At 70.7% G+C, this 21,347-nt stretch carries 36 protein-coding genes; 1 reads left to right on the plus strand and 35 read right to left on the minus strand.

The features are described from left to right. Positions 1–5 precede the first annotated feature (5 nt). The 23 genes from OG462_RS09095 to OG462_RS09205 form a co-directional block, all read right to left on the minus strand. Positions 6–992, minus strand: a complete 987-nt coding sequence (locus OG462_RS09095) for a phage tail tube protein (protein WP_406056225.1) — start codon at positions 990–992, stop codon at positions 6–8. After that, the gene (locus tag OG462_RS09100; protein ID WP_406056227.1) at positions 992–1,183 is read right to left on the minus strand and encodes a hypothetical protein; all 192 of its coding nucleotides are present in this window, start codon (positions 1,181–1,183) and stop codon (positions 992–994) included. Before OG462_RS09100 ends, OG462_RS09095 begins: the two co-directional genes overlap by 1 nt. 24 nt (positions 1,184–1,207) lie before the next feature. Beyond that, positions 1,208–1,672: a hypothetical protein gene (locus tag OG462_RS09105; RefSeq protein WP_406056229.1), complete on the minus strand. Its 465-nt coding sequence runs from the start codon at positions 1,670–1,672 to the stop codon at positions 1,208–1,210. Beyond that, on the minus strand, positions 1,672–2,223 hold the full coding sequence (locus OG462_RS09110; RefSeq protein ID WP_406056231.1) for a hypothetical protein: 552 nt from the start codon (positions 2,221–2,223) through the stop codon (positions 1,672–1,674). Before OG462_RS09110 ends, OG462_RS09105 begins: the two co-directional genes overlap by 1 nt. A 10-nt stretch (positions 2,224–2,233) precedes the next feature. Further along, positions 2,234–2,434 (minus strand): hypothetical protein, encoded by a 201-nt coding sequence (locus tag OG462_RS09115; RefSeq protein ID WP_406056233.1) that lies wholly within the window; start codon positions 2,432–2,434, stop codon positions 2,234–2,236. A 62-nt stretch (positions 2,435–2,496) separates the two neighbouring features. After that, positions 2,497–3,732 (minus strand): phage major capsid protein, encoded by a 1,236-nt coding sequence (locus OG462_RS09120; protein WP_406056235.1) that lies wholly within the window; start codon positions 3,730–3,732, stop codon positions 2,497–2,499. Positions 3,733–3,800: 68 nt separating this feature from the next. After that, positions 3,801–4,577: an HK97 family phage prohead protease gene (locus tag OG462_RS09125; RefSeq protein WP_406056237.1), complete on the minus strand. Its 777-nt coding sequence runs from the start codon at positions 4,575–4,577 to the stop codon at positions 3,801–3,803. Then, positions 4,552–5,868 (minus strand): phage portal protein, encoded by a 1,317-nt coding sequence (locus OG462_RS09130; protein ID WP_406056239.1) that lies wholly within the window; start codon positions 5,866–5,868, stop codon positions 4,552–4,554. Before OG462_RS09130 ends, OG462_RS09125 begins: the two co-directional genes overlap by 26 nt. After that, positions 5,865–6,017, minus strand: coding sequence for a hypothetical protein (locus tag OG462_RS09135; RefSeq protein ID WP_406056241.1), 153 nt, complete (start codon positions 6,015–6,017; stop codon positions 5,865–5,867). Before OG462_RS09135 ends, OG462_RS09130 begins: the two co-directional genes overlap by 4 nt. Further along, positions 6,014–7,510, minus strand: a complete 1,497-nt coding sequence (locus tag OG462_RS09140) for a terminase (RefSeq protein ID WP_406056243.1) — start codon at positions 7,508–7,510, stop codon at positions 6,014–6,016. The genes OG462_RS09135 and OG462_RS09140 overlap by 4 nt, the downstream gene beginning before the upstream one ends. 472 nt (positions 7,511–7,982) lie before the next feature. Next, positions 7,983–8,420 (minus strand): hypothetical protein, encoded by a 438-nt coding sequence (locus OG462_RS09145; RefSeq protein ID WP_406056245.1) that lies wholly within the window; start codon positions 8,418–8,420, stop codon positions 7,983–7,985. 10 nt (positions 8,421–8,430) lie between these two features. Then, on the minus strand, positions 8,431–8,613 hold the full coding sequence (locus tag OG462_RS09150) for a hypothetical protein (RefSeq protein WP_406056247.1): 183 nt from the start codon (positions 8,611–8,613) through the stop codon (positions 8,431–8,433). Positions 8,614–8,617: 4 nt separating this feature from the next. Then, a complete protein-coding gene (locus tag OG462_RS09155) occupies positions 8,618–8,890 on the minus strand; it encodes an HNH endonuclease signature motif containing protein (RefSeq protein WP_406056249.1) in 273 nt (90 codons plus the stop codon). A gap of 16 nt (positions 8,891–8,906) precedes the next feature. Then, positions 8,907–9,269: a hypothetical protein gene (locus OG462_RS09160; RefSeq protein ID WP_406056251.1), complete on the minus strand. Its 363-nt coding sequence runs from the start codon at positions 9,267–9,269 to the stop codon at positions 8,907–8,909. A gap of 142 nt (positions 9,270–9,411) precedes the next feature. Next, positions 9,412–9,591: a hypothetical protein gene (locus tag OG462_RS09165; protein ID WP_406056253.1), complete on the minus strand. Its 180-nt coding sequence runs from the start codon at positions 9,589–9,591 to the stop codon at positions 9,412–9,414. 164 nt (positions 9,592–9,755) lie between these two features. Then, positions 9,756–9,911, minus strand: a complete 156-nt coding sequence (locus OG462_RS09170) for a hypothetical protein (RefSeq protein WP_406056255.1) — start codon at positions 9,909–9,911, stop codon at positions 9,756–9,758. A 5-nt stretch (positions 9,912–9,916) separates the two neighbouring features. Next, positions 9,917–10,054: a hypothetical protein gene (locus OG462_RS09175; protein ID WP_406056257.1), complete on the minus strand. Its 138-nt coding sequence runs from the start codon at positions 10,052–10,054 to the stop codon at positions 9,917–9,919. A 10-nt stretch (positions 10,055–10,064) separates the two neighbouring features. Beyond that, complete coding sequence (locus OG462_RS09180) at positions 10,065–10,673, minus strand: hypothetical protein (RefSeq protein WP_406056259.1); 609 nt, start codon at positions 10,671–10,673, stop codon at positions 10,065–10,067. Beyond that, positions 10,670–11,176 (minus strand): hypothetical protein, encoded by a 507-nt coding sequence (locus OG462_RS09185; RefSeq protein ID WP_406056261.1) that lies wholly within the window; start codon positions 11,174–11,176, stop codon positions 10,670–10,672. The genes OG462_RS09180 and OG462_RS09185 overlap by 4 nt, the downstream gene beginning before the upstream one ends. Continuing rightward, entirely contained in the window at positions 11,176–12,030 is an 855-nt protein-coding gene (locus OG462_RS09190; protein ID WP_406056263.1) for a hypothetical protein, read from the minus strand. Before OG462_RS09190 ends, OG462_RS09185 begins: the two co-directional genes overlap by 1 nt. Continuing rightward, positions 12,030–12,296, minus strand: a complete 267-nt coding sequence (locus OG462_RS09195) for a hypothetical protein (protein ID WP_406056265.1) — start codon at positions 12,294–12,296, stop codon at positions 12,030–12,032. Before OG462_RS09195 ends, OG462_RS09190 begins: the two co-directional genes overlap by 1 nt. Beyond that, complete coding sequence (locus tag OG462_RS09200) at positions 12,293–12,448, minus strand: hypothetical protein (protein ID WP_406056267.1); 156 nt, start codon at positions 12,446–12,448, stop codon at positions 12,293–12,295. The genes OG462_RS09195 and OG462_RS09200 overlap by 4 nt, the downstream gene beginning before the upstream one ends. Next, positions 12,448–12,732, minus strand: a complete 285-nt coding sequence (locus OG462_RS09205) for a hypothetical protein (protein WP_406056268.1) — start codon at positions 12,730–12,732, stop codon at positions 12,448–12,450. The genes OG462_RS09200 and OG462_RS09205 overlap by 1 nt, the downstream gene beginning before the upstream one ends. Before the next feature lie 135 nt (positions 12,733–12,867). Here OG462_RS09205 and OG462_RS09210 point away from each other — a divergent pair, with 135 nt between their 5' ends. Further along, positions 12,868–13,128, plus strand: coding sequence for a hypothetical protein (locus tag OG462_RS09210; protein WP_406056270.1), 261 nt, complete (start codon positions 12,868–12,870; stop codon positions 13,126–13,128). A 49-nt stretch (positions 13,129–13,177) separates the two neighbouring features. Here OG462_RS09210 and OG462_RS09215 read toward each other — a convergent pair whose 3' ends face one another. The 12 genes from OG462_RS09215 to OG462_RS09270 are packed head-to-tail and all read right to left on the minus strand — an operon-like array spanning position 13,178 to position 21,290. Then, entirely contained in the window at positions 13,178–13,819 is a 642-nt protein-coding gene (locus OG462_RS09215) for a hypothetical protein (protein WP_406056272.1), read from the minus strand. A gap of 21 nt (positions 13,820–13,840) precedes the next feature. Beyond that, positions 13,841–15,112 carry a DNA cytosine methyltransferase gene (locus tag OG462_RS09220; protein ID WP_406056274.1) on the minus strand — a complete coding sequence of 424 codons (1,272 nt, stop codon included), beginning with the start codon at positions 15,110–15,112 and terminating at the stop codon, positions 13,841–13,843. Beyond that, a complete protein-coding gene (locus OG462_RS09225) occupies positions 15,109–15,432 on the minus strand; it encodes a DUF6011 domain-containing protein (RefSeq protein ID WP_406056276.1) in 324 nt (107 codons plus the stop codon). Before OG462_RS09225 ends, OG462_RS09220 begins: the two co-directional genes overlap by 4 nt. Continuing rightward, positions 15,429–16,031, minus strand: coding sequence for a hypothetical protein (locus OG462_RS09230; protein WP_406056278.1), 603 nt, complete (start codon positions 16,029–16,031; stop codon positions 15,429–15,431). Before OG462_RS09230 ends, OG462_RS09225 begins: the two co-directional genes overlap by 4 nt. Continuing rightward, the gene (locus OG462_RS09235; RefSeq protein ID WP_406056280.1) at positions 16,028–16,684 is read right to left on the minus strand and encodes a hypothetical protein; all 657 of its coding nucleotides are present in this window, start codon (positions 16,682–16,684) and stop codon (positions 16,028–16,030) included. Before OG462_RS09235 ends, OG462_RS09230 begins: the two co-directional genes overlap by 4 nt. Next, the gene (locus OG462_RS09240; RefSeq protein WP_406056282.1) at positions 16,681–17,646 is read right to left on the minus strand and encodes a hypothetical protein; all 966 of its coding nucleotides are present in this window, start codon (positions 17,644–17,646) and stop codon (positions 16,681–16,683) included. The genes OG462_RS09235 and OG462_RS09240 overlap by 4 nt, the downstream gene beginning before the upstream one ends. A 31-nt stretch (positions 17,647–17,677) precedes the next feature. Further along, on the minus strand, positions 17,678–17,977 hold the full coding sequence (locus OG462_RS09245) for a WhiB family transcriptional regulator (protein ID WP_406056284.1): 300 nt from the start codon (positions 17,975–17,977) through the stop codon (positions 17,678–17,680). Next, positions 17,974–18,183: a hypothetical protein gene (locus OG462_RS09250; protein ID WP_406056285.1), complete on the minus strand. Its 210-nt coding sequence runs from the start codon at positions 18,181–18,183 to the stop codon at positions 17,974–17,976. The genes OG462_RS09245 and OG462_RS09250 overlap by 4 nt, the downstream gene beginning before the upstream one ends. After that, entirely contained in the window at positions 18,180–18,995 is an 816-nt protein-coding gene (locus OG462_RS09255) for a hypothetical protein (protein ID WP_406056287.1), read from the minus strand. The genes OG462_RS09250 and OG462_RS09255 overlap by 4 nt, the downstream gene beginning before the upstream one ends. Further along, complete coding sequence (locus tag OG462_RS09260; protein ID WP_406056289.1) at positions 18,992–19,873, minus strand: PD-(D/E)XK nuclease-like domain-containing protein; 882 nt, start codon at positions 19,871–19,873, stop codon at positions 18,992–18,994. Before OG462_RS09260 ends, OG462_RS09255 begins: the two co-directional genes overlap by 4 nt. After that, positions 19,873–20,091 carry a hypothetical protein gene (locus OG462_RS09265; protein ID WP_406056291.1) on the minus strand — a complete coding sequence of 73 codons (219 nt, stop codon included), beginning with the start codon at positions 20,089–20,091 and terminating at the stop codon, positions 19,873–19,875. Before OG462_RS09265 ends, OG462_RS09260 begins: the two co-directional genes overlap by 1 nt. Next, complete coding sequence (locus OG462_RS09270; protein WP_406056293.1) at positions 20,088–21,290, minus strand: hypothetical protein; 1,203 nt, start codon at positions 21,288–21,290, stop codon at positions 20,088–20,090. The genes OG462_RS09265 and OG462_RS09270 overlap by 4 nt, the downstream gene beginning before the upstream one ends. Positions 21,291–21,347: the final 57 nt, after the last annotated feature.

Consider the following 21,347-nt stretch of genomic DNA (forward strand, 5'->3'; position numbering starts at 1 on the left):
GCCTCCTACAGGGTGATGTCCGTGCTCATGTAGTCGATGGCGACCGGGTTGGTGCCGTCGAAGAGCCCGGTGAAATTGAAGCTGGGCCTCACGACCTGGTAGCCGTCGACGGTCGGCGGGGCGTCGTCGACCTTGATCACCGGGAGCCTGACGCGGAAGGTCTCCGCGTGGGTCGCGGCGATGATCGGGCCGAGGAACTCCCACACGAGCGACGTCGCGCCGTCGGTGGTGTGGAGGTCGTCCACGGTCGTCGCCACGTAGTCCATCTCCAGCGAGCCCGACACCTTCACCAGGTCGTTCGAGATCGGCTCCGCCTTCAGAGCGGACTGGTTGGCGTAGTAGCGGTCCACGGCCTGGCCGCGCTCCAGCTTCACGGTGACCTTGCGGACGCCGTCGAGGGCCGTCTCCGCACCGAACGCGCCGGTCTTCAGGCCCATCTGCCCGAAGTGGAACGGAGACATGGGGACGTAGGACGCGACCGCGAGGGTCTTGGTCTCGTCGCAGTCCTTGCCGTCGAACTCGAAGCTGGCGGTCAGCATGCCGCCGACCTCGCACGAGAACTCCGCCGAGATGACCTTGCAACCGACGAACGTCTTGTCCGTGACGACCCCGGTCGTCAGCGGCACGCCCTTCTGAATCGTGAGGCTCTTGCCCCAGGTATCCGCGAGCGTGTGGGTCTGCAGGTACGCGGCCGTCGCACCCTGCTGTACCGGGGTCACCGTGGTGCCCATCAGCGCCTGGAGCAACAGCCCCATGCCCTTGTTGGCGACCTCCATCTCGATGGAACCCGCCGCCGACCGCTGCGTGACCACACGTCGCGAGGACAGCGCCATCAGCCGCCCCGCCGCGATGCCGCTGGACTGAGCCGTCGTCTTCTGAGCGACGAGGCCTTCCTTGGTGAACTCAGGGAACGTCGTCGGCGCCACGTACGTGCCGTAGCTGCTCTCGGCCGCGATGCCGATCTGTGCGCCGAGACCGGATCCGATCGCCATCAGCTGGCCTCCTTCTTGATGTTGGTCTTCTTCGAGCCGGGCTCTTCGACCGGCTCCCACTTCGTGGTCTGGCAGACGTAGCCCTCGAACCGGCCGTCAGGAACCTCGACGACCTGATCGGGCTGGACAACTCGGCTGCCGAGCTCCGGCACGGTGACCGGCTCGTTGCCGATGAAGCGCACACGCGCCATCGCTTACTCCTCAGGTGGGTTGGGTCAGATGCGGGCGCGGCAGGTCACGGAGAAGTTGAGGCCCGCGAGCGAGCCCTCTTTCTGTTCCTGGTGCAGATCGCCCGCGGTGAGGTGGGACCACAGCACGGTCCCGTTCAAGGTCGGTGCCGTGGTGGCCGTGTTCGTGGCTCGCAGCTCGGTCTCGACCGTGCCGAGGATCTCGAAGACGCGGTCACGGCGGATCGACATCTCCTTGTCGCCGCCTCGGGACTCCACGTATCCGGCGATCACGAACGCCTCGTCGCGGGTCCTGGCGCCGGCCGCGTTGAAGTCCTGGGTCAGCTGGACCGCCGACTCGCCGTTCGGCTGCCAGCCGACGTAGAGCAGGTCCCGTTCGGTGAGGTTGACCGCGGGCGGCCCGTCCACGATCCGTACGTCGGCGAGGGACGGCGCCGCACGCAGGATGTCGAGGAGGGCCGCGACCGCGGCCGGGACGCGGGAGGTCACCATCACGCCACCCCCGGCCCCGTCTTGAAGGGCTCCAGCAACTGGAGCACCCGGTTCGGAATCGCGTAGCCGAAGCCGACGATCGGCTCGGTCACGTCGAAGTCGTCGGTGCCGCCGACGTTGCCGCGGGCGGCCCCGTACTGCGTGCGCCACCAGTGCTGCAGCAGGATTCGCCCGGAGATGTTGATCGTCGGCGACACCGTTGGTCGGCCAGCCTGGTAGACGGCTGTCCAGGGGCCCCCAGTGAAGTAGGCACCGTCCTTCCGTCGGACCTCACCGAGCGCGCCGTTCAGGTGCAGCTGGGATACGTCGAGCGTTGGGCCGCCCGTCAGGACAGGGGTGAAGCTGGTCAGGGAGATCGCGGGGGCCTTCAGCAGGCTGAGCGTCGGCCCGCGGCCGTCGACCTGCTCGGTGACCTCCCGTACCGTGACCGGGCCGATGATGCCCTCGATGACCTCGTCGATCGCGTCGACGTACGCCTGCAGCTCGGTGTCGTGGGCGGTCGACGTGAGGTCGAGCTGGGCCTTGGCGTCGGCGAGAGACAGGATGGCCACGGCTTACTCCCTACTCGCTGCGGGTCTCGGCCCGCTGGCCCCGGCCGCCACCGCGTGACCGGGCCGCGGCTTTCTCGGCGCCCTCGACGACTTCGGCCCGGACACCGTCCACCCAGAGGCCAGCGGCCTCGTCGTCGACTTCGACCTCATCGCCCGGAGCCCACGAGAAGTCGAGGCCAGCGACGGACTGCAGGATCCGAATGCGCACCATGGCGCACCCTCCTTCCACCAGGCGGCCCCGGCGTAATGCCGGGGCCGCGGTACGGGTTGGGGTCAGGTCGCCGGGTGGGCGTACACGCGGAACGCGCTGCCGTCGTCGGGCTTCGCGTCCAGGCGGAGGAAGCCGAAGAAGCCGACCTGGAGGTAGTCGGCGTACCGCTCCTCCAGCCGCATCATCTGGCCGCCGGCCACCTGCCGGACGACGTACGCGGCGTTGATGTCGCCGTAGCCGATCGACTTCGCAGACGCGGCCGGAACCGGGATGCCGTTGTCGATGAGGACCGGGGCGCCGAGGAGCGTGGACGGGACACCCTGCTGCGTGGACGGCTCCCACAGCGGGAGGTTGTTGCCGTCCTTCAGCTTGCGAATCACCTTCAGCGCCGAGTCCGACATCGCCCACTGCGCGCCGAGCCGGTACGCCGGGTCGATGGAGTGCTGGAGGTCGATCAGGTCGTCGTACGTGACGGAGGTAACCTGACCGGCCGCACCGGTCTTGCCGGCGGTGGCGTTGGTGAACAGGCCCTCGGGCTGGGTGGTGCCGACGCCGGTCGCCAGGTGCGCGGCGACCGCGCGGCCGATGCGCTCGCCCAGCTTGCGGGGCAGCCACGTGTCGATGCTGAACGCGTCGTCCTGCAGGAGCTGCAGGGACACGCGCACCAGCTTCGAGGTGTACGTGAACGCGCCGAGGGTCTTCTGCCCGAGGGTGACGTCCTGCTCGGTGATCTGGGAATTCTCCGAGAGGATCGCGCCGATGTTGCTGGTGTCGTCGTTCGTCGGCCAGTTCAGCGGGTTGCCGGACGCCGTGGTGATGACGTTGGACGCGCCGAGCAGGCCGCCGTACGCCTTCATCGTCTCGGTGATCCGGGCGAGGGTGTCGGTCGGGATGAAGTACCCGCCCGCGCTGCCGGGGCTGGTGGCCTGCGCCCGGACCTCGGAGGAGTTCGTCATGAGGAGCTGCCGCTGTTCGTTGTCGAGACCGCTCATGCCGCGGCGGACGAACTGGCCGAACGCGGTCCGGTAGTCGGCCTCCTGGTCCGTGGCGCGCTCGATCTCGGTCTGGCCGGTGGCGACGACGAGCTGGTCGCGCTGGACGGCGTCCATGCGGGCCATGCGCTCCAGGCGCTCGACGTCCTGCGACGCGGCCGTGAGGTCGGTCTCGGCCCGGTCCCACTTCTCCCGCTCCTCGGCAGTCAGGTCGCGGCCCTCGCGCTCGGCGGTGGCCTGGATCTCCTGCATCTGGGACCAGGTGTTGGCGCGCTTCTCCAGCGCGCGGGTGAGCAGAGTGCTCATGGCGGTGTGTCCTTTCACGGCACGCCAAACAGCCCCCGAACCGTCGGGGGCTGGAAGGGATGAATGGGTTAGCGCGGGAGCCCGAAGCGGGCGGCCAGCGCGTTCATGCGCATCGAGATGGGCAGGCCCGGGGTCTGAGTGGACACGGCCGGCTCAGCGGGGGTCTGGGTGCCGCGAGTGGACTCACCCGGCTCACGGTCGATGTGCACGAGGTCGAGGAGCTCCGGGCGGAAGCGCGCGCGGGCCTCGACGGCGGCGAGGTCGCCGCGGTGGTCGAGGGCTCGGGCGACGGCCTTCAGCTCGGCCTCGGTGTCGGTGTAGGCGGGGAAGGTGACTGCGGACACCTCGATGAGGCGTACCTCGCGGATCACGCGGACGTCGACCTCGACGGGGTCAGCCCCTTCGATCTCGATCTCCTCGGTGTTCCACTCGTCCTTGATGACGTAGAACCCGAAGCTCATCCCGGTGACGTTCTTGTTCCGGAGGTTCGCCTTCAGGTCCCGCACGTACGACAGTTCGTCGTCGAGGGCGGAGTCGACGGCCAAGCCGCGCGAATCCTCGGCCAGCGTGAGAGTGCCGGCCGAGGAGCGGGACACGACGTAGTAGCTGTCGTGGTCGATCAGCATGCGGGCGTCGCCCTCGGCCAGGGTCTTGGCGAACGCGCCGGGCGCGATCTCCTCGTAGAACCCCCATCGCAGCGGGTTCCCGATGGCCGTACGGCTGTTGAAGACGGAGGCGTACCCGGCGAACCGGGCGCTCCCACCCTCATCATCTGCGCGGATCGCGAGACCCGAGTCCGTCAGGGACAGGCGGCGTCGTTCAACCCCGGTCGTCATCGTGGGCATCTGCGCCCCCTTCCTGGTCGGCATGCTCGGCCAGGAGGCGCCGTGCCTCGGCCATGTGGGCGGCCGCGCGGGCGGGGGCAGCCCCGCCGTCGTTGGCCAGTGGGTTGACCCCCAGGGGGGCCATGTACGTGGGCTGCAGGTAGATATCGCCCTCGGGGCCGATCGGCGGCAGATCTTCCAACTGGCGGATGTCGTTCGCCGACAGGGCGCCGATGTCGCGCATCGCCCGGTAGAACGTCGCCCGCGCCGAGCTGTCGCCGCGGAGGAGACCCTGCAGCGCGTAGTGCGCGTACTGACCGGGAGGCAGCAGCTCCTTCGTGATCCGCTGCTCCGTCGGCGACAGCCACGTGGGGCCGAGGTCGAACGTCTGCCAGCCCTGCGCCTGCTGCTCCAGGCCGGTGCCCCACGACGTGCTCTTGCTCGTCTCCATGAGGAGGAACATGGGCACACCGAACATGCGGGCGATCTCCGCCACCTGGAACTCGCGCGACTCCAGGAACTGCGAGTCCTTCAGCGGCATCGCGATCGGCTTGAACGCGGCGCCGGCATCGAGGACGGCGATGCGGTGCGCGTTCTGGATGCCGGAAACCTTCGACTCCCACCGGCTCTTCAGGGCCGCGGCCTGCTCGGGGTTCAGGCGTTGCTCGGTCTGCAGTACGCCGCTCACCAGGTTGCCGTCGCCGAACAGCCGGGCTGCCCCGGACTCGGCGGCTTGCGCCAGCCCGATGCCCTGCGCCGCGGCCCGGATCGGCGAGCAGCCGGTCAGCCCGTCGTAGCCGAGCCCCGGAATGTGCAGTACGTCATGCGAGGTCAGGACATGCGAGCTACCCCAGTCGTCCGTGACCTGGAAGACCTTGCCGCCCGGAATCGCGTCCGTGGGCCGCACCCGGCCCACCTGCACACGGTCCGGGGACAGCGGCCACAGCTCCTTGACCTGCCCCGACGGCGCCCGCAGCTTCTGCACGTACGCATTGCCCCACAGCGCCCGGTGCACGTACGCCAGCCGCCACAGCTCCAACGGCGTCAGCTCGGGGTGCGGATCGTCCAGCAGGGGCGAGTCGACCCGGTCCTTCGTCCCGGTCTTGTACGTATGCAACGGCAGCGCCGACGACACCCCAGCGATCACCGCGACCGACCGCCACACGGCCGGCATGTGCAGCGACGACTGCTCCGACACCGAGATGCCCGAGTCCGTCCGCTGCCCGCCCATCCAGTCCAGCAGGGACGCATCCGTCAGCGGCACCGCAGGGTTCTCCACGGACCGCCTGTCGAAGAGACCGAAGAGACTCACGTCTTCTCCCTCCGACCACTCAGGGCCCGCTCCACAGCGAGCACACCCAACACGCCGCCCAGGACGAACGAGGCCGGCAGGTAGACGAGCGCGACCCCGACAAGGCCGAGCAGGACGAACAGGACCTCAGCGGCCCACAGCAGTCTCACCACAGGATCGGCGCCCTCTCGTCCTCGACCTCAGCACCGAGCCCCCATCGGGCCAGCGTGACCGCCACCAGCGGACTGATGTCGACGCCGACTCCGCGCCGGGCCCATGCCCACGCGTCGCCCAGCGGGCGCTTCTGCGCGCCTGCCAGGGCCACCGCGAGCGGCGCCTGGTCGAGGTGGCTGATCGACTGCTCCGCGACCGCGTCGTAGAACTGGCCGGTGGCTGCGGCGATCTCGCGTGCCTTCGGCTGCACAACCTCCACGCCGAGCTCGTCGGCCAGATCCTGGATCAGGGACCCGGCCGGGCCGCCGGCATCGACGACCCAGCAGCGCGGCTTGTGCCGCGCGTGCAGCTCCTTGGCGCGCTCCACGATCCAGCCCATGCCGGGCCGGTGCTCGATGACCTCCACGTGCGTACCGCCCCGCCACGGGCCCGCCACGACGATCGCAGCGTGCGACCGCTCGGGGGTCGCGTCGATGGCGAACGCCAGCGGCCCGCCCTTCGGTGGGGTGGACTTCGGATCGGCCAGGGCCCGCCACGCGTCCTCACCAATAACCTGCCAGGCCTCGGCGCCGTCCGCCGGGTAGTTGCCGACGCCGAGCCGCTCCCGCTCGAAGATGCCGCCGCCGCCCATGGACAGTCGCTCGTTGCGGACGTGCTCGGCAGTGATCCGGATCCCGAGCGCCGGGTTCGCCACCGCCCATGCCGCGGGGTCGTCGGGGTCAGAGTGGTCTGTACAGCCGGGGCCGCACTCGGCCCTGTGGGCGTCCACCGACCACTCGAAGTAGGCGAGGGACGGATCGGGCTGCCCGGACTCAACAGCGGCGAGCGCGCGGGACCGCAGACGACCGAGCTGCACGGACGGCGCGCCAATGCCCGCACTTCCGAGGTACCAGATCTGAGGGTTCGGGACCGCGGACATGGTCGGCATGAGCGCGCCCATGGCGTCGTCGCCGAGGATCATCGCCTCGTCGAGGATGTTGCAGTCGCCCGTGAAGCCGCGGCCGGAACCACCGGAGCGGGCCAGGAACCGCAACGTCTGCCCCGTGACAAGCTCGATCGCTTCCTCACCCGTCGTGCGCCGCACCCGCAGTACACGTTTCCGCAGGTCAGGGCACCCCATGATGAGCTGCTCGACCCGCTTGAACGCCACGATGCTCGTCTTGAACTCGTGCGCGCTGTGCAGGATCAGCCGCTCGCCGAGGAGGAACAGGCCGGCCAGCTGCCGGGCCTCGATGATGCCGCCCTTCCCGTTCTGTCGGGGGACGTTCACCGCGACCTCGAACGCGGACCAGCGGCCGTCCGCGCGCTCCGACAGGCCGAGGTCAAGAACGTGCTCCTGCCACGGGTCGAGCTTCAGACCGGCCAGCGCCGCAAGTTCGACGGCCTCCTGACCGGACGAGGACAGCCGGGTCGAGGGCACGGTCGTGATGCGCGGGGCCTGGACTCCGTCAGGCGCCGAGGCGGGTGGCACGTCGAGCAGCGAGGTCATCGAGCGCATCCCCCTCCGACTGGACTGGAGCCAGGCCCCGGAGACGAACCATCAGGGCGTGGAGCTTGTCCGCGACGACGGCCTGTGATGTCGGAGCGTCACCGTCGGGGATCTGGTCGAGCGCGCGAGCAAGCTTGACCGCAGTGGCCGCAAGGCCGGGAGCGATGCTGGTCACGTCCAAGTTGTCAAGCTCATCGCGGACTGAGTCTTCGACCACGGCCGACCCCCGTCACTCCCAGTAATGTCACGCAGGGTGAGCGCCACTAATTCGGTCGAATCAGATTTCGGGTGAATAGCGGCTTCAAAAATGGCCGCGCAAAAAATCGGGCGAGAAGAGCTTGTGGGTCGCCCGCCCCTGCTCTGAAGATTTGACCCACCTCCCCCCGTCGAGCCCATTCGGCCCCGGCGATCGGAGCCCGGGTTGCCCTGGCTCATGGCGGTACGTGACGGTCGGTGAGGGGCTGCCGGTGGGCTACCAGTCCCGGGATGTCTGGGGCATGGCCAGCCTCGGGAGTCGGGCCCGCTGCCGGTACCACTTGGTGGCCACGGCCTTCATCTCGGGCGATCGCATGGCTTCGATCCTGCTCATGACGATGTCTTGGCCTGGGTCCACGGCGACCACCTTGGCGTCCAGCCGCTTGTACCTCGCGATGGCCTTGGCATTGGGCAGCGTGTGGATGAGGTAGACGTCGACCTTGTCGAGGTGCTGACAGGCCTCGTCGATGGCCGCGTACCGGGCCTTCTGGGCGACGCGCTGCACCACTGGGTCGTGGTTCCACTGGGGTGCGCCGGGCCCGGTGAGGGCGCTGGCGATGAGGTCGAGGTCGATGACGATGTCCCGCGCGGTGGCGTGCGCCTGGATCCACGAGCTCTTGCCTGCGGCCGGCGGGCCCGTGACGACGTACAGCACGGCATCACCCCTAGGCGCGGGCGGTCCAGGTCGGCCCTCGGAAGGTTCCGGGGAGGGAGTGCATCGGGGTGCGCATCGAAGTGGCGTGCGCGAAGGCGACGATGCGGGCGAGAAGCCTGTCGTTCTCCTTCGCGTCCTCGCAGCTGTTGATGTGGTGGGCGTGGCAGTTCGGGCAGTGAGGCGGCCAGGTCATGGGATCACCATCTCCGCGACGTCTTCATGGGCTGTGTCCCGGTCCGGTTGCCGCGGGCGCTGTTGCACCGTCGGTGCATGCTGCGGGCGTTGGCGGGGTCGAGGAGGCTGCCTCCGCGCGACAGCGGGACGATGTGGTCGAGGGTGAACGACCAGCCGGACCGCGGGTCGAGGCGGGGGTTGATGTAGCCACCGCAGCGCGCGCAGGGCAGGCCGAGGGCCTTCTGCGCGGCGACGAGGCGGCGGTAGGGGCGCCCGTTGCGGGGGTTGCTGGCCACGGGCGCCTCCTCACGTTCAGGGGGTCTGTGCGTCGTCGGAGGCCGCCTCGTCGATCTGGCGCTGCAGCTCGTCCCGGCCGGCCTTGTTGGACTGCTGGAGGCCGTCCATGTAGGCGTCGAGGGAGTCGGACTCGGGGAGGCCGGCGCATGCGTCGGGCGTCGGGTCCGTGTCGGTCTCGGGGTTGAAGTCGGTGGGTCGGGCGCCGATGGTGGCGGCCCAGGCGTCGACGCAGGCTTCGCGCTGCTCGGCGACGGAGAGCGTCGGCGTCGTGGTGGTGAGCGTCGGGGAGGGGTTGCTGTCGCTCTTCGGGCTGCTGCACCCGGTGAGGGCGAGGAGCAGGGCGGTGGCGGCGAGGACCGCGGTGGTGAGTCTGCGCATCGGGTCAGCGTGCCGGATTGCGCACGGGCTGTGGATGCGAGTGATGGTCTCGTGACATGACGAAGGCCCGCACGGTGGCGGGCCTGTCGATGCCCGGGCATGCCGGACGTGGGGTCAGTGTTACACCTTGCCGGGGCGCGGATCAAGCGGCCTTGGCGGCGAGGCGGTTCTCCAGCTCGTGGAGGTCGACGAGGGCGCGGCCGGCGCGGTCGTGGCCGTGGTGGGTGAGGTGGCCGCGGTGGAGCCAGATGCGGAGGGTTCCGGGGCGGGTGCCGGTGGCGGCTGAGGCGGCGTGGGTGTCGACGAGGAGCGGCGTGTCCATGGGGACATGATGCGCCCCGCCGTACCGGTGCGCTGTTCCGGTAGGGCGGGGCGGGGTCCGAGTCGCAGCGAGCAGCCGGCGCGCAATCGATCGGGTTGGGGTAGTGCTGTCCACGGTACGGCTGGCCACTGACAGTTGGGGCTACGGCAGCCACGCGGGCTGGTCTAGCTGTCTGAGCGGCCCATGGCGGTGCCGAAGAGGTATCCGTCGTCGTCGGGGTCGAGTGCATGCTCGGCGTGGTAGTCCATGTTGAACATGTCGATGCCGACCGGTTCGGTAGTAGCGGGGAGTTCGGGATCGGATTCTTCTTGGTCGTTCATGACGGTCATCCTGCCTGCTTCGGTGTGCCGGGGACGGGCTTGTCGGCGGGCTTGGTCCAGCTGCCTCGGGAGGAACTGTAGGTCGTCTCGTGGCCCTTGCGGCGGGGGTCGTTGGGCTCAAGCTTGGGTTGGCGAAGTGCCATGGCGGTCTCCTCAGGCCTTCGCCGTGTGGCGGCGGTTGTGGGTCTCGGATAGGTCGTAGACGGTGATCCCGGCTTGGCCGGTGTGCTCTACACGGAACCCCTTCTCGGGCCCACTCTCCGGCGCGTTGTTGGTGTTGGTGTTGGCGTCTGACCTGCACAAACAACCGTCGGAAGGGGTGGTCTCAATCCGGGGGATGTCGTCCGTGTGGACGCCGGGCCCGTTCTTCCCGCCCGCGCGGACCCCCGTACGGATAGGGATGCCGGCCTCATCGAGGAGAGCCCGGACAGTCTTCGTGTCGGGGAGTGCGGCAGCCTCTTGGAGCTGCGTCAGACGGACGTGCTCCCCACCCCGGCCGAGCTCCTGGAGGACGGCCACGATGTCGACCGGCTCCTGCTCGTCGGCCTCGGTCTCGTCGGCGTTCCGGCGTCCAGCGAACCATGCGCGGGTCCGCCGGACGCCAGCCGCGGTAAGCAGGCCCGCCGCGTAGTAGCCGGTCTCCGGGACGACCATGACGATCGTCCCGGCGGTGGTGATGCCGATGACGGCTAGGCATCCGATGGCGGCCCGGCTCTGCGCAGGCTGCTCCTCCACGGAGGCTTCCTGCTGTTCGTCGGTCATCCCATGTACTCCGTGAAGACGGCGCCTGCCGCGTTGACGGCGGAGCCGAGGGGGATGGCGGCGATGCCTGCGACGGTCCCGGAGAGGGCGAGGAGAGCGCCCGATGCTGCGCCGGCAGCGAGCTTGCCCCTTGGAATCCTCTTGGCCCACAGCCAGAGGCAGACGAGAACGACGGTGAAGAACAGGACGATGACGTAGCCGCCGTCCTCGATGGCGATCGGGGTGGCGCGGGTGACGTTGCGGTCGGTGCCGCCGACGCCCCAGACGAGGCTGACGTGGCCGGCCAGGTTTCCGGCCCAGATGGTCAGCCAGGTGATGGCGCCGAGGACGGATACGGCGTTGTAGGTGGCGAGGGCGGCGAGCATGCCGTAGATCCAGGCGAGGACAAACGGGATGAGGGCGGCGAAGTTGTGTCCCTCGCGGAACCACCAGCGGATGCCGAAGGCGATGAGGATGGCGCAGCCGAAGGCGACGCCGCCGAGGCTGATCACGGTGTACGGCATCAGTTGTATCCCCCGGTCATCTTGGCGCGAGCACGGCGAACAGCCGCAGCAACGGAGTCCGGATCGGCGTCGGGTCGGAGCGAGCAGATCGCCTTGGTGGCGGGCGGGTTGGTCGGGTGGATCGCGACGTGATCGCGGGCGAGATCGGCAATGCTCTTCTGCTCGCGATCGGCGATCGGGCTGGTCACGCCGGGTTCGGGGCGCTCCGAACCTTGGGGCTGCTCGGTGGCAATCGGGGCGGCGATCGGCGTGATCGGGGGCTGCTCGGGCGTGATCGGGGCGATCGCGATCGGTGCTCGGCGGGCGAGCTCGCGGCCCTTGTCCTGCCGGGCCAGTTCGATCTCGAAGTCGACGGACACGTCGGCAAGGAGGCGCTCGGCGTCCATCTCGCGGCGCCGGAGCCCGATGCGGTGCTCGGCTTCCTCGAACCGCATGCCCCGCTCCAGGGCGGCCAGCCGCGCCCGCTCGTCGTCGGTGAGGGCGGACGGGTCGCGCATGTCGGCGAGGGCCATCAGCCAGAGGGCCTTGGTGCCGAGGGGCAGGAACGGGCCGCCTACCGCCATGGCGGGGACGTCGCGTTCGATGCCGTGCCAGGCGAGGAGCGCGGCGACGGCGACGAGCGTGACCCATCCGATGATGGGTACGAGGTTCCGGCCTCGGATGGGTACGTGGACGCCGCGGGCTTCGGCGAGGATCACGCTGGCCCAGATGACGTCGGCGCCGGCGGCGACGGTGACGCCGATGGGTCCGGCGCCGAGGAGGTCGACGAGGCTCCAGGTGGTCCAGGCGAGGGATGCGCCGGAGAGGAGGGTGGCGGGTAGGAGGAGCGGTGTCCTCAGGCGGGGGAAGTCCATCAGGCGCTCCTGGTGGCGTTGAGGAGCTGCTTGCCGTACTGGGTTCGGGTGAGGGCGCCGGGGGCCACCTGGGGCATGTGGGTGAGGAGTTCTTCCACGAGCTTGTTGGTGGCCTGCTGGTTGTTGGGGTGGGTTTCCTGGGCGGTCAGGAGGGCGGCGCCGCGGCGTCCTACTTCGCTCATGGGTTTGTCGGGTCGGTTGGTGGTGAGCCATTCGGCGGCGTAGCGGAGGGCCTGGCGGATGTGGTCGGGGGCGGTGATGTTCATCGGGCGCCCTGCTTGCCCATCTTGGCGCGGACGGGGCCCGCGGCTTCGTAGTCCTGGGTGCAGGCGGCCGGGGTGGCGGGGGCGTCGATGATCGTGTTCGCCCGGGGGGTGCGGTCCGGCTCCGGAGCGGGGGTGTAGACGGGGGTGTCCATCAGGCCGTCACTCCCTGGAGGAGCAGCTGGATGCGCGCGGCGTACTCGGCGCGGTCCTCGCCGTCGCGGACCGACGGGAGGGCGGCGATGATGTCGTTCAGGACGGCGTTGGCGACACGGTCGTTGCTGTACGTGTCGATGGAGTGCCGGAGGGCGGCGGACCGGGCGGCGTTGACGGTCATCGCGTCCTGGGGCCGGGTGGTGGCGAGGCGTTCGGCGACCCAGGTGAGTCCGCGGGTGACGCGGAGGTCACGGAGGGACGGGGGCTGGCTAAGCTCGGGCATGGCTACTCCTGGTCTGATCAGGGGTGGCTGGCCCCGGCCGGGCTCTCACACACCGACCGGGGCCGTTCTGTTGTGCTGGATCCAACGTAGCGACCTTGTTGCCACATGGCAACAAGGTCAGGGAAGATGGTGCCCATGACCGAGCCCGAAGGAGGGCCTGACATGGTGAGTTTCAGAGAGCTCGCGCGCCGGCTGGTCGCGGACGGCGTGGTGAAGACGATGAGCCATCAACGACTGTCGAAGATCGCGCAGGAGGATCCAGGCTTTCCCCCAGTCGTATCGATCGGCCGGGCGAAGGCAGTGGATTACAGGTTGGCGCGGCCGTTCTTCGCTGCCCGGGATACACGCCCCGGATGGCGTACGGACCTGAAGGGCAGGCCGCCGGCCGCCGAGTAGCCGCACACACGCGAGCCCCCGACCGTGATGGTCGGGGGCTTCGTCGTGTTCAGGCGGCGGCCTGTTGGGCGTCGTGGTCGATGAGCTGCTTGAGCAAGGCCCACGTTCCGGGCGGGTACGTGGTGGCACACCATCGGCAGGTGACGAGCTGCTCACCAGGCTGGAGCCGGAGAATGGCGCCGCACAGGGTGCCGTCGGTGTGTTCGGCGGGGCAGGGGCCGAGGCGGAGGCCGGCGGGGCGTTCGCGGGCGCCGGTGATGGTGGCGATGTCGCGTTCGAGGTCACGGATTTCGTGGGCGAGGTCGCTGGCCTCGGACCAGCAGGTGGCGATCCAGTCGACGGAGTGGAGGAGCGCGCCCGCTGCGAGCGCCACGCGGTTCGGGATGCCCACAGCCGAGGTGGGCGGCGCCCAGCGGCGAGCAGCGTGCAAGTCGCTGCGCCAGGTCTCCAGGGTCGTGACCATGCCGCCGTTGGCGCGGAGGTTGAGGACGGGCTCGCAGACGGGCAGGGGGGCCTCGGCGCGGCCCGTACGTCCGCCGCCGGGCTCGCGGGTCGCCGCGGGGGCGAGGAAGGCGCCCAGGGCGTTGTAGAGGCGCGGCATGCGCTGGAGCCGGTCGGCGAGGGCTCGGGTGCAGCCGGGGCAGAGGTAGCCGTGCTCGACGGGGGTCTCGCACATGCCGCAGGTGTTCATGGTGGCACTCCTGGTGGTGGGTCAGGCGAGGACGGCGAGGACGCGCTCGCCGAGCCATCGGGCGGCGTTCACCGACACGGCGTTGCCGACGCCGAGGATCTGGTCCTCCTGGGTGGAGTCCGGGAGGACGTAGTCCGCGGGGAACCGCTGGGCTGAGGCGAGCTCGCGCGGGGTGAGCATGCGGAGGGTGCAGTCCTCGACCGTCGGCGCCGGCCGGACGAGGGAGTGATGGGGCTTGCAGGCCACGGTGGTCAGCGGCTCGGCCGTTGTACGGACGGCGCCCTTGCGGCCGTTGGGCACGATCAGGGCGTGGTGCTTGCCTTGGGCGGACACAGCCGGGACGGCGTCGGAGACCGCGACCGGCGAGGTGTTCCGCCGGAGGACGGCGACGTGCGGGGCGTCACCGAACTTCGCCAGGCCAGCCGCGACCCGGGCCCGGGTGGACTCGGCGTACGGCGTGAACGCCTTCCGGTCCGGGCGGCCATCGCCGATCCGGGTGCCGGGTCGGTCCCAGTCGATGACCTCGGAGATCGGCCGGACCGTCGGATCGAGGATGAGGTGGCCGCACGCCCGGTTGGGGCACCGGTAGTCGTACTGCACGCCCCACTTCCCGATCTTCCGGCGGCGGGTGTTGCGCCAGACCTGCCGCGCCCGGACGGGGCCGCAGGCGGGGCACACGGCCTCCGGGCGGACCTCCAGGTCGGGCAGCGGAATCTCCTTGCGGGTGAACACGATGTACAGCCGGTCCCGGTGCTGCGGCGCGAGGAGGTTGTCGCCGCCGCCGAGGTGTGCGGAGGACGCGCACACAATCTGGAAGTTGTAGCCGAGGATCTCCATCCCCTTCAGCCACCAGTCGAACAGTGCCCAGTCGGTGGCGAACTCGATGACGTTCTCGCACAGCACGGCGTCATATCGGTGGACCTCGGTGGCGGCGAGGATGTCGAGCGCGGTCGCCCGGGTCCGCTCGAACGCAGCCGAGACGCTGCCGTCGAGAACGAGCTGACCGCGGTTGCGGCGGCGCCCGCCGGCGGGGCTGATCTCGGTGCAGATCGGGGAGCCCCACAGGATGCGGGTGCGCGGGAGGGAGCGCTTGTCGTAGGCGTTGATGTCCTCGACCAGGTGGATGGTGTCGGGGTGGTTGGCCTGGTGGGCGGCGACCTGGACGCGGTCGTGGTTCATGCAGAGGTGGATCCTGCATCCGGCCTCCTTGAGGCCCTCGGAGGCTCCGCCGAGGCCGGAGAACAGGTCCGTGACGGTGGGGGCGTCGTCGTGGCGGAACGGGCGACGCATCATGCGGGGGCTCCTGCGGGGGTGATGGTCCAGCCGCTGGACGCGAGGTAGAGGGCGGCGCGTTCGGCGCGGGCGTGGCCGGTCTCGCCGAGGCGGTCGGCGTCGTCGAGGGCGGCCTCGATGTCGGCGACGGCGGCGGCGGGGATGGCGGGGGCGAGGGGGATGGTGGTCTGGCCGGGGCAGTGCTCGACGGCGGGCCGAGGTGCGGTGGCGTCGGGTCCGACGGTGGTGGTGGTCTTGCGGGCGCAGACGGGGCCGATGCCGGCGGCGGCGTACCGGCGGGACCGGAGGCGGCGGCCGCAGACGCGGCAGGCGACCTTCACCGGGCCCCCTTCGGCGCGGGCATCGGCCGCCCGCAGTCGCAGCGGAGGCTGTCACCGTCGAGGTGAGGCTGGCGCCACCGGTGGAACGGGCAGGGGGCGACGAGTCCGGCTCCGGGGTCGTGCTGGACGATCGCGTAGCGGGAGTCGTACGGGCCGCCCATGGCGCGGAGCGGGTGGGTGTCGTCGCAGGCGAGGCATTCGCCGGTCGTGCCGCCGGAGAGCAGCCGGTAGAGGTCGGTGCGGGAGCCGGGGCAGTGCCGGGGCGGGGTGAGGCCCTGGGGGCTGAACACGAGCGGCCGGCCGCCGGGGGCCTGCTGCTCCTGTCCGGCGCCGATGGCGCGGCCCTCGCAGGTGGCGCAGACGAGGTCTCCGGCGGGCGGCTCTTCGGCGGTGAGGATGCCGCCGGGGCGGTGGCTGCCGACGTGCTGCCCGCACCACACGGTGTAGGAGACGCGGGCCTCGGGGAACTGGACGCCGGTGCGTGGCCGGTGCCAGCGGCTCATGGCGCGCGTACGGACGAAGCGCGGGCCGACGGCGAGCGGCTCGACGTCGAGGGCGACGATGCTGTGTGTCGCGGGCGGGAGCAGGAGAACGGTCATGCGGCGGCTCCGGTGCGGTGTGCGGCCTCGACGCGGGCCGGGTGGTAGTCGCGGCGGTCACGGCCGTTGGTCTGGCAGCGCTGGCCCTGGCGAGCGCGGCAGGCCTCCCACGGGCAGGTGACGCTGCGGGGGTCGGAGAGCCCAGAGCGGATGAGACGCTCACGCTCGACCGCGTCGGGCCGGAGCTCGGCCAGGGTCTCCTTCACCGACGCGGGCATGTAGGTGCCCATGCGGTCGAGGCGGGCCTGGACCTCGGCAGCGGCCGGGCCCGCGGTGATGGCCCGGAGTTCGTTCGGGGGCTGAGCGCCGACGGCGACGGCGTGGCGTTCGGCGGCGAGCGCCGCGCGGTACCCGGCCTCGTCGTCGGGGTGGAGGCCGGGGTGGGCGGTCGGCTCGAACGTTCCGACGTGGCGACCGAGGCGTTCGGCGACGGCGGCGGTCCAGCGGGTGGCGATGTCGGCGGGGAGGATCGGCCACGTGCTCTTGGTGTAGTGCTCGTGGGCGTAGCGGACGGCGGCGTCGTACGGGACGTCGGCGAGGATTCCGGCCCACATGGCGATCTGGGCGCGGAGCTCGATGTGGTCGGTGCGGCGGACGCGGGGGTCTGCGAGGGCGATCTCCGCGAGGAGCTGCGGGACTTCGGACGGCTTCACTGCATGCCTCCTTCGGCGACGCGGAGTTCGGCGGCGATCTGCTGCATTTCGGAGAGGTAGGACTGGGCTTCCGACGGAGGCCCAGCGACGGGGCGGGGCCCGGTGTAGGCGGCCGGGGGCTGGAGGGTGGTCCAGCCCGGGAGGAAGTAGCGGGCGGAGAACGGCGGGGTCTTGGCAGCGCGCCAGACTCGTTCGGCGTGCTCGACAAGGAGGGCGACTCCCACGAGGCGGATGGCGTCGCGGAGGGAGATCCACTCCTCTCCGCTGAACTTCCACGCGACGGTCATCCCGCGGGCGTTCATGGCCTGGATGAGGGGTTCGGCTTCTCCTCTTCCGGAGACCGGAACCACCGACTTCGTGACGCCTTCGTGCACGGCGGGGAGTTGTTGAGGTACTCCCGTAGGGAGTACCTGGGACGGGGACGGGGACGGGGCGCCGTTACTAACGCCATTACGGAACTCGTTGACCTGCGGCGACGACTGGTTTGTCGGGTCGCTTTCTCGCGCGTTCGTGTCGCCGTCTTGTCGCGTTCGTGCGTCCGTCGTGTCATCCGGGCCGGATTCCGAGCCAGGCGTAACGCCGTTACTCGGGGCGTTACGGTCCCCGTTACGTTCGGCGTCCCGCTCGGCCCTCTTCCGGTCCCGGAACGCCTTCTGTCGGGCGGCGTTCGCTTCCCGCTCGGCCTGCACCCGGGCCCGGTCCGGGTTGTATTCCAGGTAGTCGTGGACGGCCCAGCCGTCGGCGGTCTTGTCCCACAGGCCGGCGGTCTCCAGCTCTGCGGCGGCCGACTTGGGGCTGCGGACCCGGGAGACGAGCGGGAGTTCCTTCGCCAGGACGTGGCCCTCGGTGAGGTTCTCGGAGGACCAGCAGAGCGAGGACACGTACAGCCGGAACGCCCGGTCGGACAGCAACGCGACCTTGCGGTGCGACGGGAAGCGGTCGTCGAGACGGACCCACGGCATGTGCGGCTTCTTCCTGGAGGTTCGGGGTGGATCAGGTGGCGGTCTTGGCCGTGCGCGAGTGGAGCTTCTGGCGGCCGGTGGGGGTCGTACCGCCCCGGATGCCGTGGCGGCCGTGCGTGTTCCGGCCGCCCTCCTCCGCAAGGGCCTCGGCGAGGCACCGCTCCCGTACGGGACACCTGGCGCAGACCGCGAGTGCGGCCCGTCGGTCGGCGGCGGTATCGGGGAAGAACAGCTCGGGGTCCTCGTCGCGGCACAGGCCCCTGGTCCGCCAGTTGGTGCCCGCGCCCGGGAGGGGAGTCGGCATCCCGGACGCGGGGGTCTTGGTGGTCACGGGCCGACGTCGTACGACTGGTTGGCGGCGGTGACCTCGTCGAGGCGTTCGGCGAGCTGCACGGCGTGAGCCGCGGCGCGGTGCCGGTGGTTGCGCTCGCGCGCGGCCTCGGCGCGGGCCTGCTCCAGCTGGCGGCGGAGGCCGGCGGTCGCGAGGTCGACGGCGTCCTGCGCGCGGCGGCGGGTGATGAGGGGGAGTCGCATCACGCCACCGCCTCGTCCTGGCCGGTGATCTCGGCGGCGGTGACGCGCGGTTCGGGGAACTCGTCGTCGGCCGTCACCTCGCCCTGCTGGATCGACCGGAAGATGACCTGAAGCTGGGCCACGTCGTGCTCGGTCCACTTCCCGGACGTGCGGCCGAGCTTGGTCTCGATCCGGTCGGCGGTGATGCCGATGCCCTCGAAGGCCTTGACCGCGTCGGCGACCCTCAGGTTCAGCTGCTTGCCGCCGCCGTCCCGCAGGGTGCGGTTGCAGAGCTCCTTGGCTTCCTCGACGAACCAGGGCGGCAGGATTGCGAAGATCGCTTCCCGGACGCGGCGGGCACCGTTGTTGGCGTTGTTCTCGTAGATGTCCCGCATGTCCGTGAGCTGCTTCGGCCCGGTCTTCGTGTCGCGGCGGTGCGGCACGATGAACGTCGAGCTGTTGCGGGAGTTGGTCTCGACGTCCCAGGCGAACGACTGCATCTCGGACTGGCCGTACTCGTCGTCCCGGCGCATCTCGACGAGTCCGTACTGGACGTTGCCCCAGACGCGGGCCAGCTCGCGGGCCAGGTGAACGCTCGGGCCGGTGATCGTCGACCCGGCACGCGAGTACCGGTAGAACGCCCTCTCGGCCAGGTACGGCTGGGTGCAGGACTGGCGCATGGCCTCGACGGCGGCGGTGATGTTGCGCGGGCACTGCTGGGCGACGACGATCGCGGCCTGGACTTCGGCGACCGCGCGGGACTGCTCGATGGCGGTGCCCTGCCCGATCCGGGCCGGGGTGGCGGCGGCCGCCATCCGCTCGATGGGGTGGTTCACAAGTACTCCTCGGTCTCACGCTTCTCGGCCCACATGGGCAGGGACAGGTAGGCGACTTCGTCGCCGTAGGCGGGCCAGCGGCCGGTCTCGACGCACTCGGCGTAGACCTGGAGCGCGCGCCGGTTCTTGGCGGCGGCGATCCGCATGGCGAGGGCGCTGGGCTGGAACACGGTGACGACGTACGGCGGGGCCTTCTCCTGGCAGACGAAGACGAACGCGGTCGCCTCGTCGCCGAGGCCGAGGGCGATGGCGCCAGCGCGGTACCAGTCGGCCTGCTGGTGATAGCCGTACGTGGCCATCGCCTTCTCCAGGTCGTCATGGGCCGCGCTCGCGCAGGTCTTGTAGTCGGGGATGATCAGGCGCCCGGGCCCACGGTCGGGCGCCCAGTCGAAGCGGACCCGCCGCATGACGCCGGTCGCCTGGTCGGGCCAGAACCCGGAGAGTTCCGGGCGTCCCGAGCCGGGCGCGAACAGGCGACTGGCCTCGGGGTGCTGTCGGATCGCGGCGGCCATCTCCTGGACCTGGTCGTACTCGTGGCGCTTGAGGGGTACGGCGCCGGCGTCTCGCGCGGCGGCGACCTCGGCCTTGATCTCGTTGGTGTCCCAGCGCGGGGCGTCGATGACGACGAGTTCGGGGCCGTCGCCGAGGACCTCGCAGTGCGCGGCGTGCCCGATGTCGAACGTCTTCTTGGGCGGGCGGGGGTGGTCCTGCTCGTACCGGTATACGGCGGGGCAGGCGTCGAGGATCTTCCGCGCCCCGCTGGAGGAGAGGGACCAGCGGTCGCCGTGGTACGCGTCAGCCGTGAGGTCGGGGTACAGCCCGGGCTCGATGGGCTTGGCGGCCGGGGCCGGAGCCCCGGCGCGCGAGGTGGTGCTCATCAGGTGGTGGCTCCGGTCGGGGTGTAAGTGCGGCGGCCGTGGTCGTCGGTGGCGGTGAGGTGGCCGGCGCGGGTGAGCGACCGGAGCGACCGGCGGGCCGAGTTGCGGTGGTGGGAGTACGGGGAGCCGGAGAGGATCTCCTCCGCGCGGTGGGTGGTGACCGGCTGCGGCTCGGTCTGGATCGCGGCCAGGAGGTAGCTGGTGCGGGTCTCGGTCATCGGCGGGCCCCCTTCGGGGTGTAGTAGCGGACGCCCGGCTCGTCGTTGACGACGAGGAGCCCCTCGGCGCAGAGGGCGGCGAGGTCGTTACGGGCGGTGCGGGGCGTGACGGCGTACCCGTGCTCGGCGAGGAGGCGCCGGGCGCGGCTGGACTTCCACCGGCCGCCCTCGGCGGTGACCACCTGCCGCAGGACCTCGCGACGCGCGGCCTGCCCGGACGCGTCGCCGGGGTCGGCGAGGCGGAGCGCGAGCCGGGTCCGCTCGAGCGGGTCGAGGAACAGTGCGGCAGGCCGGCCGCTGTCCGTGTCGGTGCAGCAGACGATGGTGTGCGGGTCCTCGCCGTCCGGCGGCAGCACGGTCCGGTCCCAGCGCAGCGTGCTCGGCGTGGTGGTCGGGGCGAGGACGCCGTCGACGACGTTCCGCTCGGCCTCCAGCTCGGCCACCCGGGCCCGCAGTTGGGCCCGGCCGCGCCGAGCGGACTCCCACGCGGACCGGAGCCGCGGCGGGGTCTTGGCCGCGCGGTCGTACTGGGCGATGCCGGCCACGATCGCGTGGCAGCACCAGAGGAACGCGGTGTCGTAGTCGTGGAAGTCCCACTCCCACAAGTCGCTGAACTCGTAGCCCTGGTGGGCGAAGTCCTCGAGAACGTTGCGTGCCTGGTGCTCGTCGCTGAGGTCGTCGTTCAGGACCCACGTCCGCAGAGCCTTGCCGGTGCCCGGGGGGACACCCTCATAACGGGCGTCCTCGACGAACTGCTCGACGACCCGCTGCCGGAGCAGGTTCTCGGAGTACTCCTTCACCGAGCGGCGGCCGCCGCCGAGCTTCTCCGCCCAGTAGTGCGGGTTGATCCCGCCGTACTCGTTGCGGAAGAAGGGGAACATGTCCCGCTCGCGGCTGAAGGTGTAGCCGTCGCCTACATCCCCGCGGATCGTGAGGCTTCCGGGCCAGGTGACGATCTCGAACCAGTACTCGGAGGAGCGCGGGTTCCGCAGCAGCAGGTGCCTGTGGAGGCCGTCGTCGTGGAGGATCTTCAGCTCGTGGTTCGCGGTGTCCTGCCGGAACCGGTCCGCGACCTCGACGGCGATGTCGTTCGACGTGCGGAGCGGCCGGTTGGCGGGCTTCGGGGCGGAGTGGATCTCCTGCGCGGGGCCGAGGAGCGCGGCCCCATGCTCGGCGGTCAGGGGCTCGGTGGTCGTCACGAGGGCCTCCGGGTCTGGGCGGGGAGAAGGATGGGGAGGAAGCGGCGCGCGCTCGCC

The organism is Streptomyces sp. NBC_01077, assembly GCF_045162855.1.
Taxonomy (GTDB): domain Bacteria; phylum Actinomycetota; class Actinomycetes; order Streptomycetales; family Streptomycetaceae; genus Streptomyces.